Below are 15,895 nucleotides of genomic sequence, written 5' to 3'. Positions count from 1 at the left end.
CAAGGGTCAATGGTCAAGCCCGCGCGGCGTTCGAGCGGACCCACCTGGCATCGGTCGAACACCGGGGCCGATGGTATGAGTCGCCGTCCGGCCGGTTTTCCAGCTTCCGGATCGCAGCCCCTTACACCACCGGCGGCAGGTGGTCGGCGACATCGTCCAGCGTGCCCTTGGGCGCGAGATATTCGATGAGCCGAAGGGTGCGCTCACCGGTGCCGGCGAGCTTGGCGATGATGGCGCGCAGCGCCTTGAAATCGGCCGCCGAGAGCGGCTCGAACAAAGCGTCGTTGGCCGGCACCTGAACGCGCGTCAGCTCGGCGAGGCGGCGCTCGGCCTCCACGGTCACCGCCAGCACCACGCGGCGGCGGTCATCCGGGTTCGGCACCTTGGTGACGAGGCCGGCCTGCACCAGCTTGTTGACCTCGATGGTCACGAACGCCCCCGACAGGTGCAGGTGTTCCGCCAGCGCGTTCACCCCCAGTTCCGGCGTGCCCCGGCTGAGCCGGGCGATGGAATTGAGGATGGTGTATTGGGTGCCCGACAGCCCGATGAGGCCGCCGAGCCGGTTGCGCACCTCCTGCAGGGCGGCGGCGAACGCCAGCATGTTGTGCACCATCTCGCGGAATTCGAGATCCGACCCGTTCACGAGCAGGGCGGCGCGGGACGCGGTCAAAGGCAGTCGCCGACGGACTTTGGACGTGGATTGCGGCATGCGGGCGCTCCCTAGCCGGGCCGGCGGCGGGCGCGGATCGGACGGCGGGCGCAATCCCTGAACCGCCGGGTCCCGACCCGCCTTGCCCCGACGCAGACGTATCGTGTTCGCGCTTCATAGGCGCGGAATCGGCTTGACGTCTATCGCCTCTTCATAATAGCTTTGTTACAAAGCTAATTGAAGCGGACATTGCCCCATGTCGGCCATCCCAGCAGACCCCTTCGACACCCGCGCCTTCCGGTGCACCCTCGGCGCCTTCGCCACCGGCGTCGCCATCGTCGCCGCCGAGGGCGAGGACGGCACCCTCGTCGGCATGACCATGAGTTCGTTCAACGCGGTGTCCCTCGATCCGCCGCTGGTGCTGTTCTCGGTGGCGCGGGCCGCCCTGTCCCTGCCCGCGCTGAAGTCCGCGCGCGCCTACGGCATCTCCGTGCTGGCCCACCACCAGCAGGATCTCTCCGGCCGCTTCGCCCGCGCGCAGGGGGAGAAATGGGCCGGGGTGGCGCACCTGCGGGGGGCCGGCGGCGCGCCGCTGATCGCGGAGGCGGCGGCGCATCTGGAATGCGCGCCCCACGCCATCCATGACGGCGGCGACCACGAGATCTTCATCGCCCGCGTCCTCGCACACCGCTGCGAGCCCGAGGCGGCCCCCCTCGTCTTCCATGCCGGACGCTATCGCAGCCTTTCGGCCATCGCGTCCTGACCCCCTTCCGGAGCACCAGCCATGATCAAGACCGGCAGCGCCCATATCGCCAGCCTCAGGGACGGCCGCGAGATCTTCCTCGACGGCCAGAAGATTTCCGACGCCACCGCCCACCCCGCCTTCCGCCGCGCGGTGGCCTCGGTGGGGCGCATGTTCGACTTCCACAGCGCGCCGGACAACCGCGCGCTGATGACCTTCGAGACCGACACCGGCACGCTCGCCAACCGCATCTGGCAGTTGCCTACCAGCTATGACGAGCTGAAGACCCGCCGCCGGGGCCTTGAGGCCTGGACCGAGCTGCACGCCGGCTTCCTCGGCCGCGCGCCGGACCATGTGGCGTCCTGCATCTCCGGCATGTACATGGGCCTCGACCAGTTCGAGCTGTACGACCCGGCCCGCGCCCGGGCGCTTGGCGACTACTATCGCCACGCCCGCGACAACGATCTTTATCTCACCTACGTCATCATCAACCCGCAGGCCGACCGCTCCAAGAACGCGGCCGAGCAGGCCGACCCGTTCCTCTCCGCCGCCATCGTGGACGAGGATACTTCGGGCATCACCGTGCGCGGGGCCAAGATGCTGGCCACCGGCGGCATCATGGCCAACGAAGTGTTCGTCACCTGCATCCAGCCGCTGCAGAAGGGCGAGGAGGCCTATGCCCTCTCCTTCGCCATTCCCATGAATACCAGGGGCCTGAAGATCCTGTCGCGCAAGTCCTATGAGGCGGGCGCCCCGTCGGTGTTCGACAATCCCCTGTCGAGCCGCTTCGACGAGAATGACGCTGTGCTGTATTTCGACGACGTGAAGGTGCCGTGGGACCGCGTCTTCATCGCCGGCGACATCGCCATGACCGGCCGGCAGTTCCATGCCACCCCGGCCCATGTCTACCAGAACTACCAGGCCCAGATCCGCCTGTCGGTGAAGCTGAAATTCCTGCTCGCCATCGCCCGGCGCACCGCCGAGGTGAACGGCACCACCGGCTTCCCGCAAGTGCGCGAGACCTTGGGCCAGCTCGCCGCCGAGGCCGCCATGGTGGATGCCTTCGTGGCCGCCATGGAGGCCAAGGGCAGCTATTACGGCCCCTATTTCGTGCCCGACCGCCACACCCTCTATGCGGCGCAGACCCTGACCCAGCAGCTCTACGGCAAGTTCATCACCAGCCTTCGCGAACTGGCCGGCGGCGGCATGATCATGCTGCCCTCCTCGGTGCAGGATTATCAAAACCCGGAGCTGGCCGCCCTCATCGCCAAGACCCAGCAGTCGCCGGCCGCCAGCGCCGAAGAAAAGGTGAAGTTCTACAAGCTCGCCTGGGACGCGGTGGGCTCGGAATTCGCCTCCCGCCACGCCCAGTACGAGATGTTCTATGCGGGCGCCGGCTTCGTGGTGAAGAACCACTCCTTCCGCACCTATGACTGGGCCGGCGCCGAGCGCCTGCTCGACATGATGCTCTCCTCCTATTCCCTCGCCGACGAGGTGGCCCAGCCCGCCGCCCGCGCCGCCGAGTGATCCCCTTTCATCGCAGGACTGCCCCCATGCCCATCACCAAGATCCACGACGAGTTCCACACCCTCGACCTCGCCACCGGCTGGGAAGTGCCGCCCGGCTATCCGGAAGGCATCAAGCAGAAGATCCTTTCCGGCGCGCTGGACGAGGAGAACAAGAGCGGCTCGCGCACGCGCCTGCTGAAGTTCGATGCGGGCGTCTTCACCACCAAGCCGTTCGTGCATGAGTATTGGGAAGAGGTGTTCCTGGTCACTGGCGACCTCACCGTTGGCAATGACGACAAGGGCGAGGGCGGCGAGAGCTTCTCCCCCTTCACCTATGCGGTGCGCCCCCCGGGCGCGTTCCATGGTCCGTTCAAATCGGATAAGGGCTGCATACTGCTCGAAATCCACTATTTCGACCCCGCCTGATCCCGCCCGCCCCTTCTGCTGACCCGGACTTCGCCATGCCCCAGCCGACCCTTGCCGCCCTCGCCGAAGACCTCGCCTCCGGGCGCACCACGGCGCGGGCCCTGGCGGAAGCCTGCCTCGATCGCATCGCGGACCCCGACGGCGAAGGCCCCCGCGCCTTCGTCAGCGTGAACCGGGAGGGCGCGCTGAAGGCGGCGCAGGCGCAGGACGACCTGCGGCAGGCGGGGGCGGCACCCTCGCCTTTCGCCGGCATCCCCATTTCGGTGAAGGACCTGTTCGACGTGGCCGGCGAGGTCACCGCGGCCGGCTCCAAGGTGCTGAAGGACAATGCCCCGGCCACGGCGGATGCCCCGGCGATTGCGCGCCTGCGCCGGGCGGGGTTCGTCCTCCTCGGCCGCAACACCATGACCGAGTTCGCCTATTCCGGCCTCGGCATGAACCCGCATTATGGCCACCCGCGCGCCCCGTTCGAGCGGGCTGAGGGTGGCCGCGTCTCCGGCGGCTCCAGCTCCGGCGGGGCGGTGGCGGTGGCGGACGGCATGGCCCACGCGGCGCTGGGCACCGATACCGGCGGCTCCTGCCGCATCCCGGCCGCCTTCTGCGGCATCACCGGCTACAAGCCCACTGCCAGCCGGGTGCCGCGCGAGGGCGCCTTCCCGCTCTCCACGACGCTGGATTCCATCGGCCCCATCGCCCGCTCGGTGGCCTGCTGCGCGGCGCTGGACGCTATCCTCGCAGGCGTCGAGCCGGCGCCGCTGGCGGTGCGCCCCGTCAAGGGGCTGCGCCTGCTGGTGCCCACCACCGTGGCGCTGGACGGGCTCGATCCCGAGGTGGCGAAAGCCTTCGAGGCGGCGGTGGAGGCGCTGGCGCGGGCCGGCGCGCACATCGTCTCCGCCCCCTTCCCGGAATTCGGCGAAGTGGCCACCATCAACGCCAAGGGCGGCTTCTCGGCGGCGGAGAGCTATGCGGTGCACCGCCGCCTGCTGGCGGAGAAGGCCGACGCCTACGACCCGCGCGTCGCCGGCCGCATCAAGCGCGGGGCGGAGCAGTCCGCCGCCGATTACGTGGAGCTGGTAGCCGCGCGCCGGGCGCTGGTTGCGCGGGCCGCTGCGCGGCTCGCAGGCTTCGACGCGCTGGTGATGCCCACGGTGGCCATCCTGCCGCCGAAGATCGCCGATCTCGCCACCGACGACGACGCCTATGGCCGCGCCAACCTGCTGGCCCTGCGCAACCCCACCCTCATCAACATGATCGACGGCTGCGCCATCTCCCTGCCCCTCCCCGGCGCGCCGGTGGGCCTGATGCTGGCCGGCGCGCCGGGGACCGATCAATCCCTCTTCGCCGTCGCGGCGGGGGTGGAAGCGGCGCTGGCCGACTGAGCGCCGACACCCGTCTTCGGCAGCAGCACCCGCAGGCGGGCGCCGCCGCCGGGGCGGTCGGCGATGACGACCTCGCCGCCGTGCCCCTCCACGATCTGCCGCACGATGGTGAGACCGAGCCCCGCCCCGCCGCTCTCCCGGCTGCGCGAGGGCTCCACCCGGTAGAAGGGCTCGAACACGCTCGCCCGCTCGGCCGGCGGAATGCCCGGTCCGCGATCGTCCACGCGCAGTTCCACCTGGTCGCCGAGATCGAGCAGCGTGATGTCGGCGCACTGACCATAGGCCAGGGCGTTGCCTACGAGATTGGCCAGCACCCGCGCCAGCGCCCCGCGCGTGCCATCCACCAGCAGGGGGCCATCGGCGTCGGACAAGCTCACCGCGCCTCCCTCAGCAAGATGGGCTTCATATTCGTCGCGGGCGAGCGCGGAAAGATCCACCCGCTCGCCTGAGGCCGGCGCAAAGGTGGCGCGGGCGAAGGCAAGGGCGTCGTCCACCAGCGCCTGCATCCCCGCGAGGTCGGCCTGCGCCTTCTCCACCTGCGGCCCCGGCGGCAGCAGCTCCAGCCGCAGCCGCAGCCGGGTGAGATAGGTGCGCAGATCGTGACTGATGGCGCCGAGCACCAGCGTGCGCATGCGCACCAGCTCGGCGATGCGCGCCTGCATGGCGTTCACCGCGCGGATGACGAGCCGCACGTCCGGCGCGCCGCGCTCGGGCACCTCCAGCGGCTCCAGCCGCGCGCCGAAGCGTTCGACCACCGCGGCAAGATCGGAAAGCGGGCGCGTCTCCCGCCGCACGGCGAACAGAGCGACCAGCGCCACGAGGAAGCCGAGGATGCCGGCGATCAGCCCCACCGGCAGGCCGAGCAGGCGAACCGTCAGGTCACCGCCCGCCAGCACGTCGAGATAGCCGCCGCCATCGAGCGCCACCACCACCCGGAGCCGCGCCCCGCGCAGGTCCCGCAGGCGCTCCACCCTGCCGAGCCCCGCTGCCTCCCCGCCGATGAGAGCCAGTGCCACAAAACGATCCGGCGGGCCGCCCATGAGCTGGCGGATCCGGGCCGCGGCAAAACCGAGATAGGCCGGCGTCTCCACCTGCGGGCGCTCGACCCCATAGACCGGCGCGAATCCGGACACGGTGGTGGCGCGCAAGGCGAGGTCGCGCTGGCTGGGGCTCACCTCGCCAAGGAGCTGGGCCAGCGCCGCCACCCGCTGCAGCATGGGCACGAAGGGGCCGAGGGGGGCGGCGCTGCGGCGCTCGGTGATATAGGCCACCAACATCAGCACCTGCACCGCCACCAGTGCGCCGACCACGATGACCGCGATACGCGCGGCGATGCCGAAGCGGGGCCAGGAGCGGTCGGTGCCGCGGTCCGTGCCGCGGTCCTTGGGGCGAAGCTCCCGTTTGGTGCCAGGGGCGGGTTCAGAGGGTGCGGACATCGGCGGCGAAGAGATAGCCGCCATTGCGGACGGTCTTGATGAGAAGGGCCGCCTCCGGCGCGGCGATGACGAGCTTGCGCCGCAGCCGGCTCACCGAGACATCGATGGTGCGATCGAACGGATCGGCGTTGCGCCCGCGGGTCCAGTCGAGCAGTTGGTCGCGGGAGAGCACGCGCTTGGGCCGCTCCAGGAAGCAGGCGAGCAGCTCGAATTCGGCGGAGGTGAGCTCCAGCACCACGCCTTGGGCATGCTCCACGCTGCGCGCGTCGAGATCGGCCACGAAGCCGGAGAAAGCGACCCGTCGCGAGGGGAGCTGGGGTTGCGGCATGGCCCCCTCGGCCCGTCGCAGCACGGCGCGGATGCGGGCCAGCAGCTCGCGCGGGTTGAACGGCTTTGCCAGATAGTCGTCCGCCCCCATTTCGAGGCCGACGATGCGGTCCACGTCGTCGCCCTTGGCGGTGAGCATGAGGATGGGCAGCCCACCCCGCGCCCGCAGCCGCCGGCAGATGGAAAGCCCGTCCTCCCCCGGCAGCATCAGGTCCAGCACCACCAGGTCCGGCCGCGTGGTGGCAAGCAGGCGGTCCATGGCGGCGCCATCCTCCGCCGCCAGCACGCCATAGCCCTCCCGTCCGAGGAAATCGGCGAGGAGGGAGCGGATTTCGCGATCGTCCTCGACGAGGAGAAGGGTGCGCTGGGCCATGAGGGGAGTGTCGCCAAGCCGGGAGCAGCCAGCAATACGCGCGGCAGCGTCGGTTACAAAACGTTACAGCGCCTCACCCCGGTGCAAATCCGATGCAACGGCCGCGACTGAAGGTGGCGTCATTGCAAACGGGCGACACGGTCCATCCCTGCGGATCAGGGCTTCGCCGTTCACCCGGCCCGCGACAGATGGGGTTCATCCGTCGCGCTTGAACCACCAGGAGTCAGACATGAACCGCACGGTGCTCGCCCTCTCCCTCACCGCCGTCGTCTCCATCGCCGCCGTCACCGAGGCCGCCGCCTGGACGCGGACCGGCTCCACCACCACGCCGCGCGGCACCTACAGCAGCGCCGCAGCGGGCGGCTGCGCCGGGGGCACTTGCAGCCGCAGCGCTGTCGCCACCGGCCCTTATGGCGGCTCGGTGGCGCGCTCCGGAAGTGTCACGCGGACGGCGCCGGGCACCTACAATTATTCCCGCACCACCACCGGGCCCTACGGCAACAGCGTGAGCCGCTCCGGCACCGTGTCGCGCTACTGAGCCCCCCTTCCGGGCCTCACCGCCCGGAGCGCCGGGCCGCGGCGATCCGCCCCAAAGCCGCGGCCCGGTCGACCTGTACGGCCGGACGCTCTGCCCGAGGCCGGCGCGCGGACACGGCACGCGGGGCGCGGCGGGGGGCGTTCGACATGCAAGAGGTGAAGCCATGTCCGGCTTTTTTACCAACGGCGCCATCCTGCCCCAGTCCGGGGGCTTCGCGCTGATCGTCCTCGCCCTGATGGCAGCAGAATACCTATTCCACAAGGTGAACCACGTGGACAGCCATGACGCTGGTGAGACCGCCGCCTCCCTGGCCATCGCGGCGGGCAACAAGATTATCGGCGCGCTCACCGCATCGCTGGCCGCCGCGCCAGCGATCCTGATCCACCAGCACCGCCTGTTGGACATTCCCATGCAGGGCGTCGCGGCCTGGGCGGCGCTCTTCCTCGCGGTGGAATTCTGCTACTTCCTCCACCACCTCGCCATGCACAAGGTGCGCTGGCTGTGGGCGACACACGCGGTGCATCACTCGGCCACGCGTCTCAACCTGTCCGCCGCGGTGCGGCTGGGCTGGGGCGGCCCCCTCACCGGAGGGCTCCTGTTCTACCTGCCGCTGGTGGCGCTGGGCTTTCCGCCCCTCGCCGTGTTTGGCGTGCTTGGCGCAGGGCTGGCCTACCAGTTCTTCTTGCATCTGGCTCGGCCGCCCCATCTCGGCCCGCTGGAATGGGTGCTGAACACGCCGCGCCACCACGCCGTGCACCACGCGTCCAATCCCAGCGTCATCGACCGCAATTTCGGCGGCGTCCTCATCGTGTTCGACCGCCTGTTCGGCACCTTCGCCGAGGCCCCGGATGATGAACCGCTGAGCTTCGGCGTCGCCGGAGCCACAAGCAGCCGCAATCCGCTCGCCATCGTGGTCCGCGAGTGGATCGCCCTGTTTCGCGATGCCCGGCGAACTCCGGGACTGGGCGGCAAGCTACGCGTCCTGTTCGGGCCGCCCGGGTAGAATCGGTATCAGGGTGGCGCCTGACATGAATGGAATGCATTTCTGTATTGCGGAAAATGCGGATTGTGCATTGCAACAATCACGATATGTTCAACGCAGATAAGCGCACCGAAACCTAGGCCGTCGGCCGCACGCGTGCGCAGAGGCTGACATGAACAACATCCTCAAGATCGTCGGCGCGGCCGGCCTCCTTGCCACGGCGGCTGTGACCGTGGCCGCCACCACCTTCGCCGGCGAGCCGCTTCCCGCGGAGCGTCAGGCCATCGTGACTCACTTGGGTGGCAAGGCTTCCGCCGTGACCTATTGGGTCAAGGATGCCAAGGGCTACGAGGTGATCACCACCGTCGATGCCGCCGCCGAGCCCAACGCCGCTCCGGCCGTGATCCGCGTGTCCACGCTGCTCCAGCCCGGCCAGCAGCAGGTGATCTCCCTGCCCGGCCCGGTGGGCCGCAGCGGCACCACCCTGAAGATCAGCCGCGTGGCCGACCACGTGGAAGTCGAGAAGGTCGGCGCGCTCTCCTTCTGAGCCACCCATCCAACGCACTGCAGCAAAGGGCGTCCACCACGTGGGCGCCCTTTTTGCTTGGCGATCCGCTCGGCTGTTCCCGCCCGAATTCCCTACGATCGCCTAGGCGCCGGAGCCCACCAAGAAGAAACATCGATAGTTCGTTGACGAGTTATCGAGATCACTCAACAATCCTGCCGCGAGGGACCAGCCGCCCGCCGTGATGACGCCACCGAACGGCCGCGCCCGCCAGAGATGAGGAACACCATGGGCACTCTGTCGGGTTTTCCTTACGGAATGGGGGCTGCCGTGGCGCCTGGCTTGCCCATGGCAGCGCCCGTGGCAGTGGCCAGCCCTGCGGTGGCCAATCCCGCCGGTGGGGTGAGCCGATGAGTGACAGCATCAGGGAAGCCGGCCGCCCCGGCCCCGCCATCGTCTCTTCCGCCCACCTCGCCACCGGCACCCTGCCCGCGCTCTCCGAGTTCGAATTCGGCCTCAACATGCTCACCCACGCCTATGGCCGCTGGATGGTGCGCTGCATGGCGGCTGCCGGCGTGCCGGACCTGTCGCCCCTCGACGTGCAGGTGCTCCACCACGTGGTGCATCGCGACCGGCCGAAGACCATCGCCGACCTGTGCCTCGTGCTGGACGTGGAGGACACCCACCTCGTCACCTATGCGGCAAAGAAGCTCCAGGCCCTCGGCCTCGTCACCTCTGGTCGGCGGGGGAAGGAGAAGACCCTTATCGCCTCGCAGCAGGGCCGCGCCACCTGCGAGCGCTACCGCGACGTGCGTGAGGCCCTGCTCACCGGCGCCGTGGCGGCCACCGGCGTCCCGCCCGACACGCTCTCGGAGATCGCCGCCCTCATGCGCACCCTCTCCGGCCACTACGACCAGGCCGCCCGCGCCGCCGCTTCGCTCTGACCCCGTGGGCCCGGGCTTCGACCGATGCCTAGGCGGCCAAGTGGGCTCGCCCAAGCGCCGCGCCACGGGCCGGACGAAAGCGGCTGGTGGATCGGGGTATGGATACTTTTGCCTGTCCTGCCAAGGCCATGGTGCGGCGGGTGCATCTGGCCCTATGATGCCCGCCGACCAAGCTGGAGGATGACCCGGCACCATGTGGCTTGACGATCTGCGCCCGCTTCAATTCGGTGCGCCCGCCGAAGGCGAGCGCCTGAGCGAGGGGGCCTACCAAGCCTTCGGCATCGCCGGAAGCGGCGCGACTGTGGCGAACGTGGTGGGGGCCCGCGATGTGGTGGGGGCCCACCTGCCGTTCGGCCAGTTGCGGATCTTCTCGCGCAGCCCGCAGCCGCGCCGCCGGGTGCTGGTGGTGGCGCCCCTCTCCGGGGCCTATCCCTTCCTCATGCGCGACCTGATGGTTGCCCTGCTCGACATCGCCGACGCGGCGGCGATCACCGAATGGCCCAACGCCCGCTATGTGCCGGTCTCGGCCGGGCGCTTCGGCTTCGCGGAAAACTGCATGGAGACCGCGCAGATGGCGCGTGCCCTGTCCGAGGATGGGGACGGCATCCACATCATCGGCGTCTGCCAGGGGGCGCTGCCGGCCCTGGCCGCCGCCTGCCTGCTTGCCGAAGCAGGCGCGGCGCCGTTGAGCCTCAGCCTGATCGGCGGCCCCATCGACCCCTCGCGCAACCCCACCCGCCTGTGGCGCGTGCTACAGGAGCGTTCGCTGGAGGCTCTGGAGCAGCAGGTGATCGAGACGGTCTCCAGCGCCTTTCCCGGCGCCGGGCGGCGCATCTTTCCCGCCTGGCGGCAGATCGACGCCTTCGCCCTCTATCTGTGGCGCCAGGGCATGACGGGCGGCGACCTGCCGTTCCGCCTCGCCTTCGACGACGGCGACGATCCCATGCGCTTTCCCCTCGCGCGGCTGTGCTGGAACATGATGGATGTGGCCGGCGAGTTCTTCATGGAGAATGTCGCCACCGTGTTCCGGGAGAATGCGCTGGCCCGCGACCGCCTCACCGTCGCCGGGCACGCGGTGCGGGCGCAGGCCTTGTCCACCACCGCCCTCCTCACCGTGGAGGGGGCGGTGGACGACATCTCGGCCCGGACCCAGACCGAGGCCGCCCACGATCTGTGCGTGAACATTCCAGCCGGCCTGAAGCGCCAGATGGTGGTGCCCCACGCGGGCCATTTCGCGCTGTTCTACGGCCGCCGCATGCGCGAGAGCGTGCTTCCCGCCCTCGCCGAGGTGATGCAGGCTGGCGAGGCCGCCCGGCCGGTGACCTGATCGGGCGGGGCTCTCACGGCAGAAGCGAGGGCGCGCGATGCACCGGCCTGTTGCCCTTGCGGAGCCGATGAAAGCCGGGCCCTCTCGGCATCAATGCCCGCCGCGGGCTCCCCGGCCGGCGAGATGGCGATGCAGGGTGCTGCGGTGGATGCCGAGCCGGCGCGCCGCCTGGGAGACATTCCCGCCGCTGGCGGCCAGGGCCGCGTCCATGGCCGCACGCGTCACCGTCCCAAGATCACCTGCCCGAAGGTCACCTGCCCGAAGATCACCTGCCCGAAGATCACCTGCCCCAAGATCACGGGCGCCAAAATCCTGCGATGGGGCAGTGTCCGCCTCGGCTCGGGCGGGCATGATCTCCGCCGGCCGGCCGGCGCCGCGCCATTCCAGCGGCGCGCTGCGCACGTCCGCCGGCAGGGCATCGACGCCCAGGATCTCGCCCGGCTCCGCCAGCGCGTGGAGCACCCGCAGGACACCCACCAGCTGGCGGAAATTGCCCGGCCAGCCGTGGCCGGCGAGCGCAGCCCGACATTCAGCCGAAAGCGACGGCGCAGCGGGGCCGGTCCCCGCCAGCTCCGCCCACAGGCGATCCACCAGCGCCTCACGATCGGCAAGCGTGCGCAGCGCCGGGAGCGTCACCGTATATTGGGCGATGCGGAAATAGAGGTCGGCCCGGAAGCTGCCCTCCTCCACCCGCTGCTTCAGGTCGCGGTGGGAGGCGCAGACGAGGGCGAAATCCACCGCCACCGGCCGCCCGCCGCCGAGCGGCGTCACCTCCCGCTCCTGGAGCACGCGCAAGAGGCGGCTCTGGAGGGAGAGCGGCATGTCGCCGATCTCGTCGAGGAACAGCACCCCGCCGTCCGCCTCGCGGAACAGGCCCTTGAAGCCGGCGCGACGGGCGCCGGTGAAGGCGCCTTCCTCGTAGCCGAACAGCTCGGATTCGATGAGGCCCTCGGGCAGGGCCGCGCAATTGACCGCCGCGAACGCCTTGGCGCCCCGGTTGCCGCGCCGGTGGATCTGGCGGGCGAACACTTCCTTGCCGACGCCGGTCTCGCCCTGGATCAGCACCGGCACGCCGGCTTCCATCAGGCGCACGGCGCGGCCGAGGTCGCGTTCCGTAGCAGCATCGAAGCGCGGGCCCGTCGGGGCGGGCGGCTGCGCGGGCACAGGCGCGGGCTGACGCTCCACGGCAGGTGCGGAACGCGGCGCAATGGTGCGCACCGGCAGGCCCTGCCGTTCGAGGCGCATGGCCACGTCGCCGCGGCGGGTGCGCACCCGTCGCTCTTCCCCTGCCTTGCCGAGGCTGCCCTCGAACAGGTCGCCGAAGCGCTTGGCGCCCAAGGCATCCCAGCCGAGGCCGAGCAGGGCGAGGCCCGGCCGGTTGGCGGCGACGAGGCGATAATCCTCGAACACCAGGATGCCCTCCCGCGCCGTGCCGAGGAAGCTCGGGTCGGCATGGAAGCGCACCAGGCTATGGTCGGGGAAGGCGCCCTCGAACATGCGGTGCTCCACCTGGCCGGCGGCCAGCTCCACCAGCGCCAGCGCATGCAGATGCGGCACCGAGGCCGGACCCGACAGGTCGAGCAGGCCCACCAGTTCCCCGAACGGGTCGTGAATGGGGGCCGCGGCACAGCTGAGGATCCCGTTGGCCTCGGCATAATGCTCGGCCCCGCGCACCTCCACCGGGCGGCGCTCCACCAAGGCGGTGCCGATGGCGTTGGTGCCGGTCTCAGCCTCGCTCCAGCTCACGCCGGGGCGCAGCGCCACCTTGGCGGCGCGGTCGGCGAAGTCGGCGCTGCCGACGGTGTCGAGCACCAGTCCGGACGGATCGGTGAGGATGACGATGCTGTCCGCCGCGCGGGCGGCGGCATGCAGCGCCTCCAGCTCGGGGCGGCAGCGGCGGCGCAGGGCCTCGTGGCGCTCGCGCCGGGCGGCGAACTCGCCGTCCGTCAGCGGCTCCATCCGCGAGCGGGATTGCGGCCCCAGGCCCCGCGCGGCGCAGCGGGTCCAGGAGCGCAGGATGGGCTGCGCCAGCGCGTCCTCGGGCACCGGCGCGCCGGAGAAGAAGCGGCGCCGGGCGGCAAGGACGGCATCGGTCGCGGCGCAGGACGACAGTGCAGAGGTCGACACGGCAGGCGTCGGCGCAGCAGGCATCTTGGTCCCTCGCTTGGCGTTTCTCCCTGAAACACCTGTCGCAAATCGCGACAGGTGTCGCAGTTCTTGTTCTTATGTGCGTCAGTCTGGCACGACTATTCGTGTCGCGTCCAGCGGACCTTCCGGCAAGGCTTGGCCACCGTTGGCAAAATCAAGACAGGCCAGCATCTTCCCGCAGTGCAAATAAAGCCGCCGACCACCCCCGCGAGATCTGGCACGGGCGCTGCAAACCGTCTGCGTCACCAACTCTCGGGAGGGAATAATGAACATACCCGCATTCCTCGCCAGCCACCACACCGCGCCCTTCAAGGCGCGCTACGGCAACTTCATCGGCGGCGCCTTCGTGGAGCCGGTGAACGGGCGCTATTTCGAGAACATCTCGCCCATCACCGGCAAGGTGATCTGCGAAGTGCCGCGCTCGGATGAAGCCGACATCGAGCGCGCGCTGGACGCAGCCCACGCCGCCAAGAAGGCCTGGGGTCGCACCTCCGCCGCCGAGCGCGCCCTGGCGCTGCTCAAGATCGCCGACCGCATGGAGGCGAACCTCGACCTGCTCGCCCGTGCCGAGACCTGGGACAATGGCAAGCCCATCCGCGAGACTACCGCGGCCGACATCCCCCTCGCCATCGACCATTTCCGCTACTTCGCCGCCTGCGTGCGGGCGCAGGAAGGCGCGCTTTCCGAGATCGATCACGACACCATCGCTTACCACTATCACGAGCCCCTGGGCGTGGTCGGACAGATCATTCCCTGGAATTTCCCGATCCTGATGGCAGTGTGGAAGCTCGCCCCGGCACTCGCCGCCGGCAATTGCGTGGTGCTGAAGCCCGCCGAGCAGACCCCCGCCTCCATCCTGGTGCTGGCCGAGCTGATCGGCGACCTCCTGCCTGCCGGTGTGCTCAATATCGTCAACGGCTTCGGCCTCGAGGCCGGCAAGCCGCTCGCCTCCTCCACCCGCATCGCCAAGATCGCCTTCACCGGCGAGACCGGCACCGGCCGGCTCATCATGGGCTATGCCAGCCAGAACCTCATTCCGGTGACCCTGGAGCTGGGCGGCAAATCGCCGAACATCTTCTTCGAGGACGTGGCGGCCCACGACGACGACTTCCTCGACAAGGCGGTGGAAGGCTTCGTCATGTTCGCCCTCAACCAGGGCGAGGTCTGCACCTGCCCCAGCCGCGCGCTGGTGCAGGAGAGCATGTTCGACCGCTTCATGGAGAAGGCGCTGGCCCGCGTCGCCGCCATCAAGCAGGGCTCGCCCCTTGATCCCAGCACCATGCTCGGCGCGCAGGCCTCGTCCGAGCAGATGCACAAGATCCTGAGCTACATCGACATCGGCCGGGCCGAGGGTGCCGAGGTGCTGGCCGGCGGCGAGCGCAACCTGCTCGACGGCGACCTGGCAGATGGCTTCTACGTGAAGCCCACCGTGTTCCTTGGCACCAACAACATGCGGATCTTCCAGGAGGAGATCTTCGGCCCCGTGGTGTCGGTGACCACCTTCAAGGACGAGGAGGAAGCCCTCTCCATCGCCAATGACACGCTGTTCGGCCTCGGCGCCGGCGTGTGGACCCGCGACGGTTCGCGCGCCTACCGCATGGGCCGCGAGATCCAGGCCGGCCGGGTGTGGACCAATTGCTACCACGCCTATCCTGCCCATGCGGCGTTCGGCGGCTACAAGCAGTCCGGTATCGGTCGCGAGACCCACAAGATGATGCTCGACCACTACCAGCAGACCAAGAACCTCCTGGTGAGCTACAGCCCCAAGAAGCTCGGGTTCTTCTGAGCCCGGATTCTTCTGAACTCGGGTTCTTCTGAAGCCTGTTGACGGGTTCGGCATCGTCCGGACCCGGCATCTTCCAAGTTTGCCCCCCTCCCGGGGCATCTTGCCGGGGGTGGCCTGGAGCCGGACCCGTTCAGGTGAAGCAGCCGGAGCGGTGAATGCGTCTCCAACCCAGCAAAAGAGAAGCTTCCGACGCTTCTCTTGGTCTCGCGCTCACTGAGCGCGTCCTCGGCGCGGGGGCCGGTTGCAGCCACCCCCGGTTTTTTCTTCTCGCGTCTTTTACCACCTTCTAATGGAGGGCCGACAGCCATGCGCCTGGACCGGAGACCCGATTCCCCCGGGTCTCCGGTGTCGGCGCGCGTCGATGCCCGATCACGCAATCGCCAAGGACGAAAGCGGGGCGAAAGCGGAACGCAAGCCCGGCACCGGCGTTGATTCCGAGCTGCGGAGGGGTTTTTTCCGCACCTTGGAGGATGTTGCCGTGAACAGCAGGCCATCTGTGTCGCCGGATCGCTCCGCCCAGACCGAAGCCCGGCTGGACGAAGCGCTGGAGGAGAGCTTTCCGGCCAGCGATCCCCCCGCCGTTTCGCGCCCCGACCCGGCGCCCGCCCGCTCTCCCGAGCCCTCAGCGCAGGAGGAAGCTGCGCGCGCCGCCGGATGCGAGCACAAGGCTCACGATTCGCAGACCCTCGACGAGGCCCTCGACGAGAGCTTTCCGGCCAGCGATCCCCCGGCCATCGTCCAGCCCCACGGCCCGGACGAAAACGACGAGGCGGCGCAGAACTGCCCGATCCCGTGATTTTGCCCGTGAGCGTCGGCCGCGATCCC

General features: G+C 69.6%; 15 protein-coding genes. 11 read left to right on the top strand and 4 right to left on the bottom strand.

Features of this window, described 5'->3' with window-relative positions; translation table 11 throughout:
* Nucleotides 1–121 precede the first annotated feature (121 nt).
* Nucleotides 122–670: a MarR family winged helix-turn-helix transcriptional regulator gene (locus tag FBQ73_RS15425; RefSeq protein ID WP_246089722.1), complete on the bottom strand. Its 549-nt coding sequence runs from the start codon at nucleotides 668–670 to the stop codon at nucleotides 122–124.
* A gap of 235 nt (nucleotides 671–905) precedes the next feature.
* On the opposite strand from FBQ73_RS15425, the gene FBQ73_RS15420 reads away from it, so the two are divergent.
* From FBQ73_RS15420 to FBQ73_RS15405, 4 genes are read left to right on the top strand one after another with little or no spacing between them, the layout of a single operon-like run.
* Nucleotides 906–1,412 carry a flavin reductase family protein gene (locus FBQ73_RS15420; protein ID WP_138400365.1) on the top strand — a complete coding sequence of 169 codons (507 nt, stop codon included), beginning with the start codon at nucleotides 906–908 and terminating at the stop codon, nucleotides 1,410–1,412.
* A 21-nt stretch (nucleotides 1,413–1,433) separates the two neighbouring features.
* Nucleotides 1,434–2,918: a 4-hydroxyphenylacetate 3-hydroxylase family protein gene (locus FBQ73_RS15415; protein WP_138400364.1), complete on the top strand. Its 1,485-nt coding sequence runs from the start codon at nucleotides 1,434–1,436 to the stop codon at nucleotides 2,916–2,918.
* A 26-nt stretch (nucleotides 2,919–2,944) separates the two neighbouring features.
* On the top strand, nucleotides 2,945–3,325 hold the full coding sequence (locus FBQ73_RS15410; RefSeq protein WP_138400363.1) for a cupin: 381 nt from the start codon (nucleotides 2,945–2,947) through the stop codon (nucleotides 3,323–3,325).
* A 35-nt stretch (nucleotides 3,326–3,360) separates the two neighbouring features.
* The gene (locus FBQ73_RS15405; RefSeq protein ID WP_138400362.1) at nucleotides 3,361–4,704 is read left to right on the top strand and encodes an amidase; all 1,344 of its coding nucleotides are present in this window, start codon (nucleotides 3,361–3,363) and stop codon (nucleotides 4,702–4,704) included.
* Here the strand turns inward: FBQ73_RS15405 and FBQ73_RS15400 are convergent.
* Entirely contained in the window at nucleotides 4,653–6,140 is a 1,488-nt protein-coding gene (locus FBQ73_RS15400) for a sensor histidine kinase (protein WP_138400361.1), read from the bottom strand. The genes FBQ73_RS15405 and FBQ73_RS15400 overlap by 52 nt on opposite strands.
* On the bottom strand, nucleotides 6,124–6,840 hold the full coding sequence (locus tag FBQ73_RS15395; RefSeq protein WP_138400360.1) for a response regulator: 717 nt from the start codon (nucleotides 6,838–6,840) through the stop codon (nucleotides 6,124–6,126). Before FBQ73_RS15395 ends, FBQ73_RS15400 begins: the two co-directional genes overlap by 17 nt.
* Before the next feature lie 229 nt (nucleotides 6,841–7,069).
* Between FBQ73_RS15395 and FBQ73_RS15390 the strand changes: the two genes are divergently transcribed.
* The 5 genes from FBQ73_RS15390 (at nucleotide 7,070) to FBQ73_RS15370 (ending at nucleotide 11,136) form a co-directional block, all read left to right on the top strand.
* Nucleotides 7,070–7,378, top strand: a complete 309-nt coding sequence (locus FBQ73_RS15390) for a hypothetical protein (RefSeq protein WP_138400359.1) — start codon at nucleotides 7,070–7,072, stop codon at nucleotides 7,376–7,378.
* 163 nt (nucleotides 7,379–7,541) lie between these two features.
* Nucleotides 7,542–8,381, top strand: coding sequence for a sterol desaturase family protein (locus FBQ73_RS15385; RefSeq protein ID WP_138400358.1), 840 nt, complete (start codon nucleotides 7,542–7,544; stop codon nucleotides 8,379–8,381).
* Nucleotides 8,382–8,532: 151 nt separating this feature from the next.
* A complete protein-coding gene (locus FBQ73_RS15380; RefSeq protein WP_138400357.1) occupies nucleotides 8,533–8,907 on the top strand; it encodes a hypothetical protein in 375 nt (124 codons plus the stop codon).
* Between the two features lie 368 nt (nucleotides 8,908–9,275).
* A complete protein-coding gene (locus FBQ73_RS15375; protein ID WP_138400356.1) occupies nucleotides 9,276–9,809 on the top strand; it encodes a winged helix DNA-binding protein in 534 nt (177 codons plus the stop codon).
* A gap of 193 nt (nucleotides 9,810–10,002) precedes the next feature.
* Nucleotides 10,003–11,136 carry an alpha/beta hydrolase family protein gene (locus FBQ73_RS15370; protein WP_138400355.1) on the top strand — a complete coding sequence of 378 codons (1,134 nt, stop codon included), beginning with the start codon at nucleotides 10,003–10,005 and terminating at the stop codon, nucleotides 11,134–11,136.
* A gap of 90 nt (nucleotides 11,137–11,226) precedes the next feature.
* Here FBQ73_RS15370 and FBQ73_RS15365 read toward each other — a convergent pair whose 3' ends face one another.
* Nucleotides 11,227–13,287 carry a sigma-54-dependent Fis family transcriptional regulator gene (locus tag FBQ73_RS15365; protein ID WP_138400354.1) on the bottom strand — a complete coding sequence of 687 codons (2,061 nt, stop codon included), beginning with the start codon at nucleotides 13,285–13,287 and terminating at the stop codon, nucleotides 11,227–11,229.
* A 262-nt stretch (nucleotides 13,288–13,549) separates the two neighbouring features.
* Here FBQ73_RS15365 and adh point away from each other — a divergent pair, with 262 nt between their 5' ends.
* Nucleotides 13,550–15,070: an aldehyde dehydrogenase gene (gene adh, locus FBQ73_RS15360; protein ID WP_138400353.1), complete on the top strand. Its 1,521-nt coding sequence runs from the start codon at nucleotides 13,550–13,552 to the stop codon at nucleotides 15,068–15,070.
* Nucleotides 15,071–15,431: 361 nt separating this feature from the next.
* Complete coding sequence (locus FBQ73_RS15355) at nucleotides 15,432–15,866, top strand: hypothetical protein (protein WP_210236793.1); 435 nt, start codon at nucleotides 15,432–15,434, stop codon at nucleotides 15,864–15,866.
* Nucleotides 15,867–15,895: the final 29 nt, after the last annotated feature.

This window comes from Xanthobacter autotrophicus (assembly GCF_005871085.1).
In the GTDB taxonomy this organism is placed as follows: domain Bacteria; phylum Pseudomonadota; class Alphaproteobacteria; order Rhizobiales; family Xanthobacteraceae; genus Xanthobacter; species Xanthobacter autotrophicus.
This window is presented reverse-complemented; position numbering and strand designations above follow the sequence as displayed.